Below are 15,818 nucleotides of genomic sequence, written 5' to 3'. Positions count from 1 at the left end.
AGTATCCTCGCGTCACCTGTAAAGACCAATACCCCTAATGAATATAAGGATTGCCCTGACGGTTCTCGAACCCCGGCAACCGCAAAGGAACATCGCAGATGAGTCGTCTTTTAAAGCCATGGGTGTGGGCCTTGCCCGTCGTCATGTTGTTGGCCGGCTGCAACGGCACCGATCAGGACGCCAAACAGCCTGAAGCCCCTCACACCACGTACAGCAAAGCTGACTGGAGTGCATTGCCCGAAGTGACCGGTACGGATCTGCAAGGCGGGTTCGCCTCTTGGCGCAGCGCCTGCACCCGGCTCAAGGCCGACGCCAACTGGGGTCGCATTTGCAGCGAGGCGGCCCAATTACCGGCCAGCCCGAGCGTGGCCCAGATCAGCGATTTTCTGCAAACCCACCTGGATGTCTACAGCCTGCGTTCGGCGCAGGGCAGCAGCGACGGCCTGATTACCGGTTATTACGAACCCGTCTACCCCGGCAGCCTGACAGCCAACGAGGTCGCCAAGGTGCCGGTTTACGGCGTGCCGTCCGACTTGATCGTGGTCAACCTCGACAGCCTCTACCCGGAACTCAAGGGCAAGCGTCTGCGCGGTCGCCTTGAAGGCCGTGTGATCAAACCCTACGACACCGCGGCCACCATCAATGCCCAAGGCCTGAACGCGCCTGTGATTGCGTGGTTGACCGACCCGATGGACCTGCAATTCCTGCAGATCCAAGGTTCGGGCCGCGTGCAACTGGATGACGGCCGCCAATTGCGCATTGGCTACGCCGACCAGAATGGCCATCCCTACAAACCGATCGGCCGTTGGCTGGTGGAACAGGGGCAATTGAAGAAAGAAGACGTGACCATGGGCACCATTCACGCCTGGGCCATGGCGCACCCCGAGCGCGTCAACGAACTGCTGGCCAGCAACCCGAGCTACGTGTTCTTCACCCAAAACCCCGACAGCAACGAAGGCCCGCGCGGCTCGCTGAACGTGCCCCTGACCGCAGGCTACAGCGTGGCGGTGGACCGCAAGGTGATTCCACTGGGTAGCCTGTTGTGGCTCTCCACCACTCAGCCAGATGGCCAGCCCATCGTGCGCCCGGTAGCCGCACAAGACACCGGCGGTGCGATAGCAGGTGAAGTACGTGCCGACTTCTTCGTCGGCACAGGCCCCGAGGCGGGCAAACTGGCGGGCGACATGAAGCAGAAAGGCAATATCTGGCTACTGTGGCCCAAAGGTGCAGCGCTGCCGGAGTGAAACCGGCGTTGACCCACCGTCTGTATCGCTGTCGAGCACTCGCTGATGCCGCTCGACAGCGACAGATCGGCGTTACTCCACCGGATCACTCACGGGCTTGGCAATGATTTGCTTGAGTTCTGCGGTCATCGGGAACTCCAGGTTCAAGCCATTGGGCGGGATCGGTTGCTCGAACCAGCGCTGATAAATACCCGTGATGTCACCTGAGCTGTAGAGGTCGGCCAGGGTTTGATTCACCACCGCCAGAAATTGCGGGTCATCTTTGCGCACCATGCAGCTGTAGATTTCCCGCGATTGTTCGTCCCCGACCACCACCCAGTTATGCGGGTCACGCGCCTTGGCGCGTTCGCCGTACAGCAATGCATCATCCATATAAAACGCCACGGCACGGCCGGTTTCGAGCATTTTGAACGCTTCGCCATGGTCTTTGGCGCTGATGACGTTCATGCCCATTTTGTGATCGGCGCTGTAGCTTTTGATGAAACGCTCATTGGTGGTGCCCGCGGTGGTCACTACGTTTTTCTCGCGCAGGTCATCAAACCCCTTGATGCCACTGTCCTTGGCGGTCAGCAACTGGCCTTTGACGTAGATAAACCCGTAGGAAAACGCCACCTGCTTCTGGCGTTCAGCCGTAACGCCGGTTGAGCCGCACTCCAGATCCACCGTGCCGTTTTGCACCAGCGGGATGCGGGTTTGCGACGTCACCAGGTTGTATTTGATGTTCAGGGGCTTGTCGCCCAGCTTCTTTTGCACGTTTTCGACGATTTTATTCGCCAGATCCACGGAGTAGCCCATGGGCTTGCCCGAATTGTCGCCGACATACGAGAACGGCACCGAAGCGTCCCGATAGCCGAGGGTGATGCGCCCCGAATCCGCGATCTTTTTCAACGTGCCCTGCAACGGTGCGTCATTGGCGGATACTGCCTGACTGATCAACAGGCCCAGCGTGCAACTGATCAAGGTGAGTTTTTTCATCTTCTTATTTCCCCTTTAAAACAGATTAACGACGTACAGCAATCACGCTGATTTCCACCAGCACTTCGGGCCGCGCCAGCTCGGCTTGCAGCGTGGTACGGGTCGGCGCCTTGCCAGCCGACAGCCAGGCCGACCACACCGCATTCATGGCCGCAAAATCACGCTGGATGTTTTGCACATAAATAGTGGCGTTGAGAATGTGGTCTTTGTCACTGCCTGCTTCGGCCAACAGCGCATCAATCTTGCCCAGCACTTCTTCGGTTTGCGCGGCAATGTCCTGAGTGTGCGTGGGAACTTGCCCGGACAAAAACACCAACGCCTCAAACGTCGCGGCGGCGCTCAAACGGTCATTGCTGTTAATTCGGTGAATCGTCATCGGGTGATTCCTTGTTGTGGGTACAGATTCAAGCGGCATGGGGCGCAAGGCCCTGCATGTCGATGGAAGGTTGGCGCTGCGCGATCAATTCCGTCAGCAACCGGCCGCTGCCACAGGCCAGCGTGAAGCCCAGGGCGCCGTGCCCCAGGTTGAGCCACAAGTTGCGATAGCCGCTGACCCCCAGGATCGGCACACCCGTCGGTGTTGCAGGGCGCATGCCAGCCCATTCGATGGCGTCGCCATAGTCACCGGCCTCAGGGAAGGTGCTTTGCGCCAACTGGCGCATTTGAGCCAGGCGCTTGGGGTCCGGCGCTGCGTCGAACCCGACGATGTCGACCATCGCGGCGATACGCAACTGGTCGCCAATGCGTGCGTACACAATCTTGCGGTCGTAGTCGGTGAGGCTCACATCCGGGGCTTTTTTCACATCGGCCAAGGGCAAGGTCAGGCTGTAGCCCTTGAGCGGGTACATCGGCAGGTCCAGTCCGGGCAAGCGCAGCGCAGGGCTGTTATGGCCCGCAGCCAGTACCAGCTGACTGACCGGCAACACGTCATGCCCCATCTCCACCGCGGTCACGGCGCCCTGATGGTGCACGAGACGCGTCACGGTTTTGCCCAACAAAAACGTGCAACGGCCAGAGGCGTGCAAGCGCGCCACCAACTGCTGACAAAACAGATGGCAATCGCCCACCTCCTCGTCCGGGGTGTAAATACCGCCGACAAAGGGAGCGCCTTGCAGACCCGGCTCCAGCGCCGCGCACTCACTGGCTGACAGCGCCTGTTGAAACGAGCTGTGGATAACCTTTTGCCGGGCCTTATCGAAGTGCGCGGGTTCACGAAAGGCCACGAGTTTGCCATTGCGCCGCCACTCGAAGCCGTCGAGCTGATCTTCTTCGCGCCACTGCTGCAAGGTGGCCTGGCTAAGCAGCGCCAAGCGCAGCAGGTGCGCACCGTTGCGCTGATTGACCGAGCCCCGGCAAGCGCCGACAAACGAGGCCAGCCAACGCCATTGAGCCGGGTCCATGCGCGGGCGAAGTTTGAGTGGCGAATCGGCGCGCAGCATCCACCCCAAGGCTTGCCACGGCACCCCGGCATCGGCCAGGGGCGCCACATAGCGATACGACAACTGGCCACCATTGGCGAAACTGGTCTGACTGCCGAGGGTGGGCTGGGCTTCGATCAGCGTCACGTCAAAACCTTCGCGCACCAGCGCATACGCTGTTGCCAGCCCGATAACGCCGCCGCCGATGATGCAAACCCGCTGTGCCATGTCAGTCCTTAACCCAAAGTTATGCGGCTTTCAGATTAGGGGCAGGTGACAGGCCACGAACAATGAATAAAGATGCTCACCCCATAAACAAAGGTTATGGACGACTGCCATGCGTTTGCGACATATCGAGGTTTTTCAGGCCATCCGCCAAACCGGCTCGGTGAGTGCCGCTGCCCAGTTGCTGCACGTCTCGCAACCGGCGGTCAGCAAGGTGTTGCAGCACGCCGAATTACAACTGGGGTTTGCGTTATTCCTGCGGGTACGCGGCAAACTCCAGCCCACGCCCGAAGCGCTGCTGCTGGAGCGTGAGGTTGATAAAGTCACCGAAAGCCTGCAAGGCGTGCAGCGCCTGGCCGCCAGCCTGCGCCGCGAGCCGGGGCATCGTTTGCGCATCGGCAGCACCCCGGCGCTGGCCCTGTCGCTGATGCCGCCGGTCATCAATGAATGGACCCGGCGCTACCCCGACACACGGTGCGAACTGGCCAGCGCGCATACCCGCGAATTGGTGCAAAACCTGCTGATGCGCGAACTCGACGTCGCCCTGACCTTCAAACAACCCGATCACCCCGGCATCAAGGCGCAGGCGCTGGCCCACGGCGTGCTGGTGGCACTGGCACCACGGGATTACTGGCCCGACGCCGAGCTCGGGTTGCCGCTGGCACTGGATGAGTTGGCGAATGCACCACTGATTGGTCTGAGCAGTGCAGACCCGCTGTTTGCGCGATTTGAACGTTACCTGCAAGCCATCGAACCGCCGCCCCGTATCCGGCTGGCGGTGCAGACCTATTCACTGGCCAGCGCCATGGTGGAATCGGGTGCCGGGCTTGCCGTGATTGACCCGTTTACCGCTTTGGGGGCATCACGCGAACGCACCAGGATCCGGCCCCTGACACCCGCCCTGCCCATCACGCTGTACGCCCTGACCCGAGCCGACGAACCGGGCCCGCATACGCTGGAGGGATTGCTGCAATTGTTCGCGCAACACGCCAGCGAACAGTTGCAGCGTTTGTCGCTGTAGACGTACTGCCACCCCGCGACGGGCTTTAAACCTCAAAGCCCGCCGCAGGGCGGCAGCCACTGCGCATGCAGGTGTCAGGCATTACTTGGGCAATGCGTACACCACCACCTGATCGCCCACTTGATCCTTGAGGATCGAGTTGCCCCCCGCGACGAAGGCCACGTATTGCCGGCCTTTGTATTCGTACACCGCAGGGTTGGCCACGGCGGGGGCCATGACGATGTCGGACCACAGTTCCTTGCCGTCATCCAGCGCGTAGGCACGGACTTTGGCGTCCATCGAGGCACCGATGAAGATCACGCCGCCCGCCGTCACCGCCGGGCCACCGATGGTGGGTGAGCCCATGTCTTGCGGCATGTACCAGCCCCACTGCTGAACCGCGCCCATCGGGCGACGCCACTTCACGTCGCCGGTGCGCATGTCCAGGGCCACGATTTCGCCGAACGGCGGCGCCCAGCACGGCATGCCGGCCCAGTTCTGCGCGTTCAGCAAGGACATGCCATACGGCGCGCCGATCTGCGGGTAGAAGCCGTTTTCGTTACCGGCGTCCTTGGGCTGTTTGTCGTACGCGGCGCGGTCCCACAGTTTGATCATCTGCACGATGTGCGAGGTGTTCACGATGGCCACCTGGTTGACCGGGTCAAACGCAACCCCGCCCCACTGCACGCCACCGGCACTGTCCGGGTAGGCGAGCACGCCATTGCCTTTGGTGCTCGGCGGCGAGTACATGCCGTTGTATTCCAGACCGTCCCACATCTTCGAGCACTGGCCAAAGCCAACGATGTCCGCGACTTTCCAGATCGCCGGTTTCTTGGACTGGTCCATCAACGGCGCAGGTTTGGTCGGGAACGGCTGGGTCGGTGAGTACACTTCGCCATCGGCATCGCCCTGCGGCACCGGACGCTCCTCGATCGGCCACACGTCTTCGCCGGTACGCCGGTCAACCGTGAACAGGAAGCCCATCTTGGTCGCTTGCACCAAGGCAGCCACCGGTTTGCCATTCACCGTAATGTCCATCAACGTCGGTGCCGAGTTGATGTCGTAATCCCACAGGTCATGGTGAACCCACTGACGCGACCAGACGACTTTGCCGGTGTTGATATCCAGCGCGGTGGTAGATGTGCCCAACGGGATCGGCTTGGTGCGGTTGCCGCCCCAGTAGTTGGGCGACGGCGAGGACACCGGGATGTACAGCAATCCCAGCGCCGGGTCGTAAGACATGGCCGTCCAGATGTTGGCCGTACCGGTTTTGCCCTCTTCTTCAGGCGGAATCGGTTTGAACTCCCATTCCAGCTCGCCGGTGCGGGCGTTCAGGGCGAACAGCGAGCCCGGTGATTCGACTTCGTATTCCCAGTCTTTGCCCGCCCAGCCCACGATCAGTTTGTCGCCAATCACGGTAGGCGGTTGCAGGACCGACAGCGGCCATTTGGCGTTGAGGGTGTTCCACTGGTTGATGTCTACGACGCCATTTTTGCCGAAGTTTTCGCACGGCTTTCCGGTGTCGGCATCGACCGCAAACAGCTGCGCCGTCATGTTGCCCAGGTACACGACTTTCTGGCAGGCCACGCCCGCTTGCGGGGTTTTCTCCTGCCAATAGGCCACGCCCCGGGATTTCAACGCGGGCTGGGTTTCGGCCACCAGAGGCGACTTGGTATCAAACATCCATTTCTCTTTGCCGGTCTCGGGTTCGAGGGCAATGATTCGGTAAAACGGCGTGCCGATGTACAAGGTGTCATTGGCAAAAATCGGCGTGGCCGACCAGACAGACGGCGGGATTTTGCCGGTGCCGGTGGACATGTCCCCGGTGAAGTACTGCCAGACTTTGGTCAGGTTGCCGACGTTGTCCTTATTGATTTGCGTGAGGGGCGAATACTTTTGCGCACTCAACTGACCGTGAAAGCTGTCCCATTCCTTGCCGTTCGGCGTCGGCAGCTTGGCGCTCTCGGCCGATACGTTCGACGGGGCCAGCAGCGGCGCGGGTACGGTGTAGGTGTCGGCCTGGGCCGTGGAAATGCCCGCGAGCATGCACAAGGCAGGGGCGCTCAAAAGGTGTTTTTTCATTCCAGTCATGTCACGCGCTCCTGGTTGCCGGGGTGAAGGTTTCAATCACGACACCCACCGCGCCCACTGCCAGCACGGCGGCAGTCCACCACCCGTGCAAAAACAGGGCGGCGATAAAGGTCCCGATAATCCCCGCCCAACTCAAAAACAGGAGAAAGCCTCGCAGCCCGCCTGCATGGCTTTTGAGCAGTAACAGCCCGAGTACAACCATCACCAGCTCGGCAAACATCGCCGTCATCGCTCCGCCCGAGCCATCAATGCCCGACAGCGGGGTGAAGAAGCGCCACGCCGTGATGACCAGTGCCACCAGTGCCGCGACGATCAAAATATAAGCACCCACGTGACGCCTGGGCGTTGCCGCGGGTGACGCATAAGCAGCAGATGTACTCATCCCTTTCCCCTTTTCCGTTATGTACACATTGGGTATGTAAGGAAAACCCGAACGAACAGGCGCACTCAGGCCATTGCCGAAAGCGCCTTCAGCCAAACGAGATTCAGTGTAGTCAACGTGCAGGGAAGCACCCACAAGGATGCAAGAAAGGTCTTACGTAGTCGCTGTTGAGGGGCGAGGCTGCATTGGCAGCCTCGCACGGCTCGTCAGCGCCCAGAGGGTCTGTGCCGGGTGGCGGGGTTAATGCGCGCTGTCGGCCGCGGCGGGGGCAGGCGCATCTTGGGTCACGTGTCTGACCAGTTTGCCGATGGTCAACCCTTGGAACAGGATCGACGACAGCACCACGATGTAGGTGATACTCAGGATCAGGTCGCGCTCCGGGCCCAGCGGCAACGCCAGTGCCAGAGCAACCGACACCCCGCCCCGCAGGCCGCCCCAGGTCAGGATGCGGATGGTGCCCCGGGGCACGGCGCGCCAGCGGCGCAGCAACACAATGGCCGGGGCGACGGTCAGCAGGCGCGACAGCAGAATCGCCACGGCCAACGCACTGGCCGCCAGCAAATGCAGCCACGAGAACGGCAGCAGCAACAACTCCATGCCGATCAGCGCAAACAGCAGCGCGTTGAGCATGTCATCCAGCAACTCCCAGAAACCGTCCATGTAACGACGGGTCATCTCGTTCATGGCTTTGTTACGGCCCAGATTGCCGATAATCAGACCGGCCACCACCATCGCAATCGGCGCCGACACGTGCAGCTCGCTGGCCATGGCCGAGCCGCCGATCACCAGCGCCAGGGTCAGCATGACTTCGATCTGGTACTGCTCAATGCTTTTGATCATCCGGTACACCAGATAACCGATCAGCCCGCCAAACACCACGCCGCCAATGGCTTCGTGGGCGAACATCATGGCCGTGGCGCTGACACTGGGGGTTTCGCCCAACTGGACAATGCCCAGCAACACGGTGAACACCACAACGGCGGTGCCATCATTGAACAGCGACTCGCCCACGATGGTGGTTTTCAGGGGTTTGGAGGCGTTGGCGGTGCGCAGCACACCGAGTACTGCAATCGGATCGGTGGGGGAGATCAGCGCGCCGAACAGCAGGCAGTAGAGGAAGCTGATGTGCCAGCCGAACAGGCCAAAAATCCAGTACGCCAGGCTGCCGATCACGGTGGTAGCAATCAAGACACCCACGGTGGCCAACAAACCGATTGGCCAGCGGTAGCTGCGCACGTCGTTGAAGTTAACGTGCAAGGCGCCCGCAAACAGCAAAAAGCCCAGCATCCAGTTCATGAGCAGATCGCCAAAATCGATCTGGCCGATCAACTGTTGCACGCGGTCTTCGAGGCCCGGATAGCCGAGTACGCTCAACCCTTGCAACAGCAGGGAAAATAAAAGGGCGGTGACCATCACGCCAATCGTGGGCGGCAGGCCGATAAAACGGTAATTCACATACGTCAGCAACGACGTCAGGCAGATAAACGCAGCAACAAGCTCAAGCATCCGAGTTCCTGTGGTGGCGAGATGGAGGGAGGCCCGATCAGGCCGGGCGTTGGTTTGATGCAAAAGCCGGGTGCAGCGGCACATTGCCGAGCGTGACAAACCGACGCAACGCCCGGCCAGCATTGACCACAAAAGGCGTGCCAGGTTGCACGATCAGCCGGATTTACGGTTCTTTGTGCAAGTCGGCCAGCCAGCGCAACACTTCGGCCGTGGGCTCGATCAAATCGGCCGGAATGTACTGATCCACATGACCGCCCTGATACAACGCGCGCGCCAGCGGGATGCGCTGCAAAACCGGGATGCCTTCTTCCTCGGCGATGCGCCGCACCTGAAGCGCTTGGGCGTCGGTGTATTTGAGGGTAATCAGCGGCAACGGCGTCTCGCCCCGCACATATCGAATGCCAATGGCGATGTGCGTAGGGTTGGCGACGATGACCGACGAGCGCTGCACGTCAGCGCGCAGGTTGCTGGTCTGCAGCTCCTGGTGAAACTGCCGCCGTTTGCTCTTGATCTCGGGGCTGCCTTCCATTTCCTTGTACTCACGCTTGATCTCGTCCTTGCTCATGCGCAACTGTTTGTTGTGCTGATAGCGCTCAAACGCATAGTCCGCGGCTGAAATCAGCACAAAGCCGACACCGCACACCAGCATCAACTGCTCAAGCATCAGGCCGATGACCGGTGCAATGCAGCCCAGGCCGCAGGCGGGCAAGCGAATCAACGCGTTGAGGTTGCCCTCCAGGGTGACCCACACCAACAGCGTCAACAGCGCAACCTTGAGGGTGGACTTGAGAAACTCCACCAGGCTGCGAACCGAAAAGATCTTCTTCGCCCCTTCCACCGGGTTGATCTTTTTAAGGTCGGGCTTGATCGCGTCGCCACTGAGCAGAAAGCCGTATTGCGCCAGGTGCGAGGCGATCACCACCAGCGCGGCCACGGCCAGTATCGGCAGGCACAGGTACACCAGCTCCTGCATGAGGTTTTCCAGCACCAGCTCGAAGGCCTGGCCAAAGGGCAGGTTCAGGTAGGTGGCGGGCATCAGCATCAGGCCGCCCAAGTGTTCCATGTAGTACGACGAGGCGCCCATGAACAACGCGACCAAGGCCAGAATCAACGCCGTGGACACCACTTCACGGCTTTTGACCACCTGCCCCTTGACCCGCGCATCGCGCAGTTTCTTGGGCGTGGGCTGTTCGCTTTTTTCGCCGCTCATCGCCCCTCCAGCACCGGCGTCAGTAACTGCACCGGGTCCAGCGCCAGCAACAGGCTGTCATAGGCGTGGGTCATCAGGACGTTGAGGTAAATCACCAGCAAAAAACTGGCGATGATGCTTTTGATCGGCATGGCCAGAATGAACACGTTGAGCGACGGCGCAAATCGGCTGATCAGGGCCAGTCCGAACTCTGCCAGAAACATCGCGATCAACAGCGGCGCGGCCAGCAGCACGCACAGGCTGAGCAACTGGCTGAACTGGCTGTAGAAAAAAACCACCCATTGCTCGCCCACGTACGGAAAAAACGTCGCCACCGGCCAGCTCACGTAGCTCTGGAACAGCGCCCCGAGCAACATCAAAAACGCGCCGCCGGAGAAAAACAACGTGATCAGGGTTTGCGTCAGCAATAACCCGGTGGGGCTGGTCTGGCTGCCCAGCGTCGGGTTCAGGGTCGAGGCAATCGAGGCACCGCGCTGGTTGTCGATGATGAAACCGGTGGCCTCAATGGCCCAGAACGGAATGGTCGCCACAAAGCCGATCAACAGCCCCAGCAGGATTTCCTTGCCGATCACCAGCGCCAGCTCCAGCCCCGTCAGGGTCGCAGGCAGCGTGCCGGCCACGGCCGGGTAGATGAACAGCGCCAGCGAACAGGCCACGCCGTTGCGCACCAGCCCGCCACCGAGCATCTGTTTGCTCAGGATCGGCATCACCACAAAACAGCACAGGATGCGCGGCAACAGCAGCGTGTAGGCCAGCAGCAGCTGTTGCAGGTCCTGAATGCTCATCGGACCAGCGCCACCTTGTGCAGCGTCATGTCCGCGAACGTGAACAGCTCGTTGCCCATCCAGCCCGCCGTGGCAAACAAGGTCACCACCACCGCCACCAGCTTGGCGACGAAGCCCAGGGTTTGTTCCTGGATTTGCGTCAGGGCTTGCAGCAGCGACACCAGTGTCCCGACGGCGGCGGCAATCAGCACCGTGGGCAGCGACAACACCAGCACCAGCCACAGGCTCTGGCTGGTGAAGTGCAGGATGTCGGCGTTGTTCACGGCCACACCCCGTAACTGATGACCAGCCCATGGGTCAGGCGCGCCCAGCCGTCGAGCAATACAAACAGCAACAGTTTGAACGGCAGCGAAATGGTCATCGGCGACACCATCATCATCCCCATCGCCAGCAGGATGTTGGAGATGATCAGGTCGATGGCAATAAACGGCAGGTAGATCAAAAAGCCGATTTCAAACGCGCGGGTCAGCTCACTGACGGTGAACGCAGGCAGCAGGATCAGCAGGCTGTCGGGTTCCAGACGGTCGGCGTATTCGGCGGGCCAGATCTGCCGCGTGCTGTCGACGAAAAACGCGTGCTCGCGGGTCTGGATCTGACGCTTGAGAAAATCGCGGTACGGCTGCATGCCTTCATCGAGAAACAACTCGACCGATTCGGTTTTACTCAGGCTCACCTCATGGGTTTTCAGGTAGTCGCGGGTGGCGAACCCCACGGGGGCCATCACGTACACACTCAAAATAATGGCCAGCCCGTACATCGCCATGTTGGGCGGGATTTGTTGCACGCCCAGCGCGTTGCGCAACAGCGAAAACACCACCGTCATTTTGATAAACGATGTGGCCATCACCGCGATAAACGGCAACAGGGCCAGCAAGGCCAGCCCCATGATGAGGCTGAGTTCGTCCGGTAACTGAATCATGCGGCGCTGCCCGGCAACAGGCGGGTGACGCGCACCCCCAACCGGTCCTGAATGCGCACCAGCTCACCGGTGCCGACGCAGCGCTGATTGGCCAGGATGCGCACCTCGCCTTCCAGCCCGCAGGCCAGATCAATCAGCGCGCCCGGCTCCAGCGCTGCTAGCGTGTGCAGGTCGAGGGTTTGACGACCCACCTCAAAACTGACCTGCACGTCTAGTTGATCGAGACCCGCCAGGGCGTGGTCGGGGTCAGTCGGGGGCGGTGTGTGCATGGCGAGTACCTTGAGGTGAGAGTCTTCAGGAAGAACGTGCGCCCACGGGCGCCCTTCGATATGGGCCAGCAACGGGCTTTGCGCGTCGTGGTGCGGGGGCAACAGCAGCACATCGCCGGGGCAGACCGAATTCAACAGCGCGGGGGTCAGCGCCACGGGGCCCCACTGCAACGACAACACCAGCGCCACAGGCTGCATTTCGCGCAATGGCCGGGGCGCGAGCATGGCCAGCAGCGCGCCGGGATCTCCCTCAAGCCACCCCACTAACTGCTCGCTGCCACGGGACAGGCTGAGGCTCAAGCAAGGGGTTCGTGCGGTCGGCACACACGGCTCGACGGCCTCCCACACCAGGCCGGTGAACGACGCCGCTTCCACTTCCAGCAACGCCAGTTGCAGGGCGGGGGGCAAACTGGCGAAAGCCGCCTCCTGCAAGCGCGGCGCCAGCCATTGCGCCAGACAGGCGCGGTGACACAACCAGCGCAGCGGCACGCCGCGCCAGTGAACCCGCAGCGCCATATCAAGACCCGCCGCAGGATGGCTGACCGCCAATTGCGCGTGCCCGTCCTCAAACGGGTAGCGGCTGCGGCACACCGCCAGGCGTTGCTGCAACGCCCACTCCTGCGGCTCGACCGCCTTAAGTCCCAAGCCGTTCATGGCTGCGGCTCCCACTCGTCATACACACTGCGCCGCTGACGCGAGCGCTGATCGCCGTCCTGGGCATTGCTGAATGACAGGTGCACCGGTTGCTCCGGGCTGACCCGTTGCAGACGCTCCAGCAGCTCATGGCGCGCCAGTTGCAACTGCAACAGGCTGCCGGGGCTGGCCTGAATATCGACTTGTAACTGACCGTGAATCGTCACCAACTGCACCTCCACATGCCCGAGCTGCGGCAAATGCACCTGCACCACACTGGCGCTGCCGGTGGGGGTGACAGCGCACTGGATGTGCGGCTGCAACGCGCTGAGCAACTGCTGCACGTCCCGCGTCAAAACGGGGACGGCCGGGGTGGGCTGTAAACGGGCGAGCAGCTTGTCGCCGGGGGTCATCAAAGCGGCGAACGCGTCAGGCGGGTCGTCCACCAGGGGCAGGTCGCGAGCCGGCTCGTCCTGAGGCGCGTCATCCTGAGCGCGGTTGTCGTTCGCAGGCGCAACCGGGGTCGCTGCGCCGTGGGAATCGACAGGGGGTGCGTCACCTGCGGCGGTGGACACGCCGGTGTTCAACACCTCCGGCAGCGTCGGCGGTGCGGCGGTGAGCGGCTGGGTATCGCCTTCAGGCTTGACGTGCTTCGCCGGTTCGGCAGCGACGGCAGCGGTGTTAAAGGGCGGTATCTGCGCCGGTTGTTGGGCAGCAAAAGGGAGGCTAACGCCCTCGGACATGACGTGTCTGGCAGGTTCGGCAGCGTCCGCAACGGTGTTTAACGTGTCGATGGCAGGGTGTCGGGCAGGCAGTTGCGCGGCGGTGGGGGGCTGAGCATGATCGTGCGTCTTGGCGTGTACCGCTGCAGGTTCGCAGCCCTCGGCAACGTCGACAGCAGGTTTTAAGGTCTCCATCGCACGCACGGGCGGGCGCTGCGCCCTGTCCTCAACATTGAACGCTTCTGCAGCGTGCTGCCTGTGCTGTTCGTCGGCCGGGGGCGCAGGTGTCGCCTGGGGTTCAGGCCCTCTGAGCAACTGGGCGAACGCGTGATGAGCCTGTTGAAAGGAACTGCCCAGCGCCGACAGCGTCGGGCGCATCGGTGTCGGCACGTTCACTCGCGGTGCAAACAGTGCCTGTTCAAAGTGCTGTTGCAGCGCTTTTTCAGGGGTCATCGGGGTTGGCGCCTCACCCGGCAGCGAAGGTTCGACCGGGCTGATGCGGGTCATGACACCACGTCCGGACGACGGAATTCATCGAGTTCCATTTCTTCTTTCAACTCATTCATGTGGCGTTCTTCGTCCAGTGCATGGCGGCTCAATTCGGTGAATTTTTCCACCTGTTGCTGCGCGTCCAGCAGCTTGCGCTGGCTCAAGCGCCACAACTCGCGCTCTTGCACCAGCACGTGGGTGCGCTCGGCAATCGCTTGTTCGAGGCGGGCTTCTTCTTCACGCAACAGGGCCACCTGTTGTTGCCATCGCTCCAGTTTTTGCCGGTTGAACGGCTGCTCCTTGCACTGCTCGAACAGGCGCGCTTCCTCGGCCTGACGCCACTGCTGGTACTGCTGATGCTCGGTCACGCTCAGGGCCTGGGCGTGTCGGCAGGCCTGTACCCGCAGTTGATGGCGATGCTGTTCCTGCTCCGCCCGCCGGGCGCGCAAGGACTTGATGGTTAACAGCGTGTGCAAGGTCACTGGGCAAGGGCCTCCAGTTGGGCAAGGCTGTGCGGCAAGTTGCTGAGTTCGTGAGTCCCCTGACGCAACCAGTCCCGGATCGCAGGCATCTTGTCGATGGCGCGGTCGGCAATCGGGTCCTGGCCTTTCTGGTACTCACCGATCTTGAGCAGCAATTCCACTTCTTCGTATTTGGCCATCCACTCGCGCACCTGACTGGCCGCGTGCCGATGACCGGGGGTCACAATCTGATTCATTACCCGGCTCACCGAGCGCAACACATCGATGGCCGGGTAGTGATTGGCCGCCGCCAGCTTGCGCGACAGGATGATGTGCCCGTCGAGGATGGAGCGGGTTTCATCGGCCACCGGCTCGGTCATGTCGTCGCCCTCCACCAGCACCGTGTACAGCGCGGTGATCGAGCCGGTGTCCGATTGCCCGGCGCGCTCCATCAACCGCGGCAAGGCGGCAAACACGGACGGTGGATAGCCACGGCGCGTGGGCGGTTCGCCCGCTGCCAGACCGATCTCCCGTTGGGCACGGGCAAAGCGGGTGACCGAGTCCATCAGCAGCAACACCCGCTTGCCCTGATCGCGAAAGTACTCCGCGATGCTGGTCGCCACGAAGCCCGCCTTGGCCCGTTCCATGGCGGGCCGGTCGGAGGTCGCCACCACCAGCACCGAACGCCGCAGGCCCTCTTCGCCCAGGTCGGACTCAATGAATTCGCGCACTTCGCGCCCGCGCTCACCCACCAGCGCGAGTACGATCACGTCCACTTCAGCGTTACGCATCAGCGTCGCCAGCAACGTGCTTTTGCCGCCGCCCGCCGCTGCAAAAATCCCCATGCGCTGGCCTTCGCCGCAACACAACAGCCCGTCCAGGGTGCGCACGCCCAATGAAATCGGGCGGGTAATCAGTTGGCGGCTCATGGGCGCGGGCGCGTCGCGATACACCGGATACCAGGCGGCCGGTTCGCCCAAGGGCGCGCCTTGCAAAGGCTGACCCAAGCCATCGAGCACCTGCCCGAGCAAATGTTCGCCCACGCCCACTTGGTGCATGGTGCCGGTCGGGCTGACCTCGGTGTTTGAAGAAATCCCGTGCATTTCTCCCAGCGGTGTCAGCAACGCCTGATGCTGCTGAAAACCAATGACCTCCGCCATCAATGACAACGAATGGTCCGGGTTGCGCAGGTGACACAACTCGCCAATGCGCACGCCCGGCACCACGGCCTTGAGCAGCGTGCCGGTGACTTGCGTCACCCGGCCACGGATCTGAATCAGCCGGCATTGCTCAATGACGTGCTGCATCTGATCGGCGATGGGGTCAAAAGAGAGGGGCATGGTCGGCTTGGGTGTGGGGCTGGCCGCCATTTTAAAGAGAAGCTTCTGTAGGAAATTTCAGTCTCGGCCGAGAGTTTTTATAAATTGGTTGGGCCAGTCGTTTAAACGGGCAGCCTAAAAAAATGCGACGGATTTTGGCAGCCGCCGCC

General features: G+C 61.7%; 16 protein-coding genes. 2 read left to right on the top strand and 14 right to left on the bottom strand.

Annotation, left to right across the window (positions count from 1 at the left end):
• Positions 1-98 precede the first annotated feature (98 nt).
• Positions 99-1,244, top strand: a complete 1,146-nt coding sequence (gene mltA, locus TU74_RS05010) for a murein transglycosylase A (protein WP_047279394.1) — start codon at positions 99-101, stop codon at positions 1,242-1,244.
• 72 nt (positions 1,245-1,316) lie between these two features.
• Here mltA and TU74_RS05005 read toward each other — a convergent pair whose 3' ends face one another.
• From TU74_RS05005 to TU74_RS04995, 3 genes are read right to left on the bottom strand one after another with little or no spacing between them, the layout of a single operon-like run.
• Entirely contained in the window at positions 1,317-2,219 is a 903-nt protein-coding gene (locus TU74_RS05005) for a transporter substrate-binding domain-containing protein (RefSeq protein ID WP_047296025.1), read from the bottom strand.
• 25 nt (positions 2,220-2,244) lie between these two features.
• Complete coding sequence (locus TU74_RS05000; protein WP_047278234.1) at positions 2,245-2,595, bottom strand: RidA family protein; 351 nt, start codon at positions 2,593-2,595, stop codon at positions 2,245-2,247.
• A gap of 28 nt (positions 2,596-2,623) precedes the next feature.
• The gene (locus tag TU74_RS04995) at positions 2,624-3,865 is read right to left on the bottom strand and encodes a D-amino acid dehydrogenase (protein ID WP_048375391.1); all 1,242 of its coding nucleotides are present in this window, start codon (positions 3,863-3,865) and stop codon (positions 2,624-2,626) included.
• A gap of 109 nt (positions 3,866-3,974) precedes the next feature.
• Between TU74_RS04995 and TU74_RS04990 the strand changes: the two genes are divergently transcribed.
• Entirely contained in the window at positions 3,975-4,883 is a 909-nt protein-coding gene (locus TU74_RS04990) for a LysR family transcriptional regulator (RefSeq protein ID WP_048375389.1), read from the top strand.
• An 81-nt stretch (positions 4,884-4,964) separates the two neighbouring features.
• Here TU74_RS04990 and TU74_RS04985 read toward each other — a convergent pair whose 3' ends face one another.
• The 11 genes from TU74_RS04985 to sctN all read right to left on the bottom strand — a co-directional run bounded on the left by TU74_RS04985 (position 4,965) and on the right by sctN (position 15,669).
• The gene (locus TU74_RS04985; protein WP_048375387.1) at positions 4,965-6,953 is read right to left on the bottom strand and encodes a pyrroloquinoline quinone-dependent dehydrogenase; all 1,989 of its coding nucleotides are present in this window, start codon (positions 6,951-6,953) and stop codon (positions 4,965-4,967) included.
• A 1-nt stretch (position 6,954) separates the two neighbouring features.
• The gene (locus tag TU74_RS04980; RefSeq protein WP_047296032.1) at positions 6,955-7,335 is read right to left on the bottom strand and encodes a hypothetical protein; all 381 of its coding nucleotides are present in this window, start codon (positions 7,333-7,335) and stop codon (positions 6,955-6,957) included.
• A 240-nt stretch (positions 7,336-7,575) separates the two neighbouring features.
• The gene (locus TU74_RS04975) at positions 7,576-8,841 is read right to left on the bottom strand and encodes a cation:proton antiporter (protein WP_047281453.1); all 1,266 of its coding nucleotides are present in this window, start codon (positions 8,839-8,841) and stop codon (positions 7,576-7,578) included.
• 163 nt (positions 8,842-9,004) lie between these two features.
• The gene (sctU, locus tag TU74_RS04970; RefSeq protein WP_047278247.1) at positions 9,005-10,051 is read right to left on the bottom strand and encodes a type III secretion system export apparatus subunit SctU; all 1,047 of its coding nucleotides are present in this window, start codon (positions 10,049-10,051) and stop codon (positions 9,005-9,007) included.
• Positions 10,048-10,836, bottom strand: coding sequence for a type III secretion system export apparatus subunit SctT (gene sctT / locus TU74_RS04965; protein WP_047279423.1), 789 nt, complete (start codon positions 10,834-10,836; stop codon positions 10,048-10,050). The genes sctU and sctT overlap by 4 nt, the downstream gene beginning before the upstream one ends.
• The gene (gene sctS / locus TU74_RS04960; protein WP_047279175.1) at positions 10,833-11,099 is read right to left on the bottom strand and encodes a type III secretion system export apparatus subunit SctS; all 267 of its coding nucleotides are present in this window, start codon (positions 11,097-11,099) and stop codon (positions 10,833-10,835) included. The genes sctT and sctS overlap by 4 nt, the downstream gene beginning before the upstream one ends.
• A complete protein-coding gene (gene sctR, locus TU74_RS04955) occupies positions 11,096-11,755 on the bottom strand; it encodes a type III secretion system export apparatus subunit SctR (RefSeq protein WP_047278251.1) in 660 nt (219 codons plus the stop codon). The genes sctS and sctR overlap by 4 nt, the downstream gene beginning before the upstream one ends.
• Complete coding sequence (sctQ, locus tag TU74_RS04950; protein ID WP_048375384.1) at positions 11,752-12,678, bottom strand: type III secretion system cytoplasmic ring protein SctQ; 927 nt, start codon at positions 12,676-12,678, stop codon at positions 11,752-11,754. Before sctQ ends, sctR begins: the two co-directional genes overlap by 4 nt.
• Positions 12,675-13,886, bottom strand: coding sequence for a type III secretion system needle length determinant (locus TU74_RS24525; protein WP_169775905.1), 1,212 nt, complete (start codon positions 13,884-13,886; stop codon positions 12,675-12,677). Before TU74_RS24525 ends, sctQ begins: the two co-directional genes overlap by 4 nt.
• Positions 13,883-14,350, bottom strand: coding sequence for a type III secretion system stalk subunit SctO (sctO, locus tag TU74_RS04940; protein ID WP_047279425.1), 468 nt, complete (start codon positions 14,348-14,350; stop codon positions 13,883-13,885). The genes TU74_RS24525 and sctO overlap by 4 nt, the downstream gene beginning before the upstream one ends.
• The gene (sctN, locus tag TU74_RS04935) at positions 14,347-15,669 is read right to left on the bottom strand and encodes a type III secretion system ATPase SctN (RefSeq protein ID WP_047296281.1); all 1,323 of its coding nucleotides are present in this window, start codon (positions 15,667-15,669) and stop codon (positions 14,347-14,349) included. The genes sctO and sctN overlap by 4 nt, the downstream gene beginning before the upstream one ends.
• Between the last annotated feature and the right edge of the window lie 149 nt (positions 15,670-15,818).

The sequence above is a fragment of the Pseudomonas lundensis genome (assembly GCF_001042985.1).
Lineage (GTDB): Bacteria > Pseudomonadota > Gammaproteobacteria > Pseudomonadales > Pseudomonadaceae > Aquipseudomonas > Aquipseudomonas lundensis.
Note: the sequence above shows the minus strand (reverse complement) of the source record. Positions and strands in the feature narration are given on the sequence as shown.

Excerpts from the sequence above, each read along its gene's own strand:
- mltA (WP_047279394.1), top strand. The coding sequence starts at position 99 with ATGAGTCGTCTTTTAAAGCCATGGGTGTGGGCCTTGCCCGTCGTCATG.
- TU74_RS05005 (WP_047296025.1), bottom strand. The coding sequence starts at position 2,219 with ATGAAAAAACTCACCTTGATCAGTTGCACGCTGGGCCTGTTGATCAGT.
- TU74_RS05000 (WP_047278234.1), bottom strand. The coding sequence starts at position 2,595 with ATGACGATTCACCGAATTAACAGCAATGACCGTTTGAGCGCCGCCGCG.
- TU74_RS04995 (WP_048375391.1), bottom strand. The coding sequence starts at position 3,865 with ATGGCACAGCGGGTTTGCATCATCGGCGGCGGCGTTATCGGGCTGGCA.
- TU74_RS04990 (WP_048375389.1), top strand. The coding sequence starts at position 3,975 with ATGCGTTTGCGACATATCGAGGTTTTTCAGGCCATCCGCCAAACCGGC.
- TU74_RS04985 (WP_048375387.1), bottom strand. The coding sequence starts at position 6,953 with ATGACTGGAATGAAAAAACACCTTTTGAGCGCCCCTGCCTTGTGCATG.
- TU74_RS04980 (WP_047296032.1), bottom strand. The coding sequence starts at position 7,335 with ATGAGTACATCTGCTGCTTATGCGTCACCCGCGGCAACGCCCAGGCGT.
- TU74_RS04975 (WP_047281453.1), bottom strand. The coding sequence starts at position 8,841 with ATGCTTGAGCTTGTTGCTGCGTTTATCTGCCTGACGTCGTTGCTGACG.
- sctU (WP_047278247.1), bottom strand. The coding sequence starts at position 10,051 with ATGAGCGGCGAAAAAAGCGAACAGCCCACGCCCAAGAAACTGCGCGAT.
- sctT (WP_047279423.1), bottom strand. The coding sequence starts at position 10,836 with ATGAGCATTCAGGACCTGCAACAGCTGCTGCTGGCCTACACGCTGCTG.
- sctR (WP_047278251.1), bottom strand. The coding sequence starts at position 11,755 with ATGATTCAGTTACCGGACGAACTCAGCCTCATCATGGGGCTGGCCTTG.
- sctQ (WP_048375384.1), bottom strand. The coding sequence starts at position 12,678 with ATGAACGGCTTGGGACTTAAGGCGGTCGAGCCGCAGGAGTGGGCGTTG.
- TU74_RS24525 (WP_169775905.1), bottom strand. The coding sequence starts at position 13,886 with ATGACCCGCATCAGCCCGGTCGAACCTTCGCTGCCGGGTGAGGCGCCA.
- sctN (WP_047296281.1), bottom strand. The coding sequence starts at position 15,669 with ATGCCCCTCTCTTTTGACCCCATCGCCGATCAGATGCAGCACGTCATT.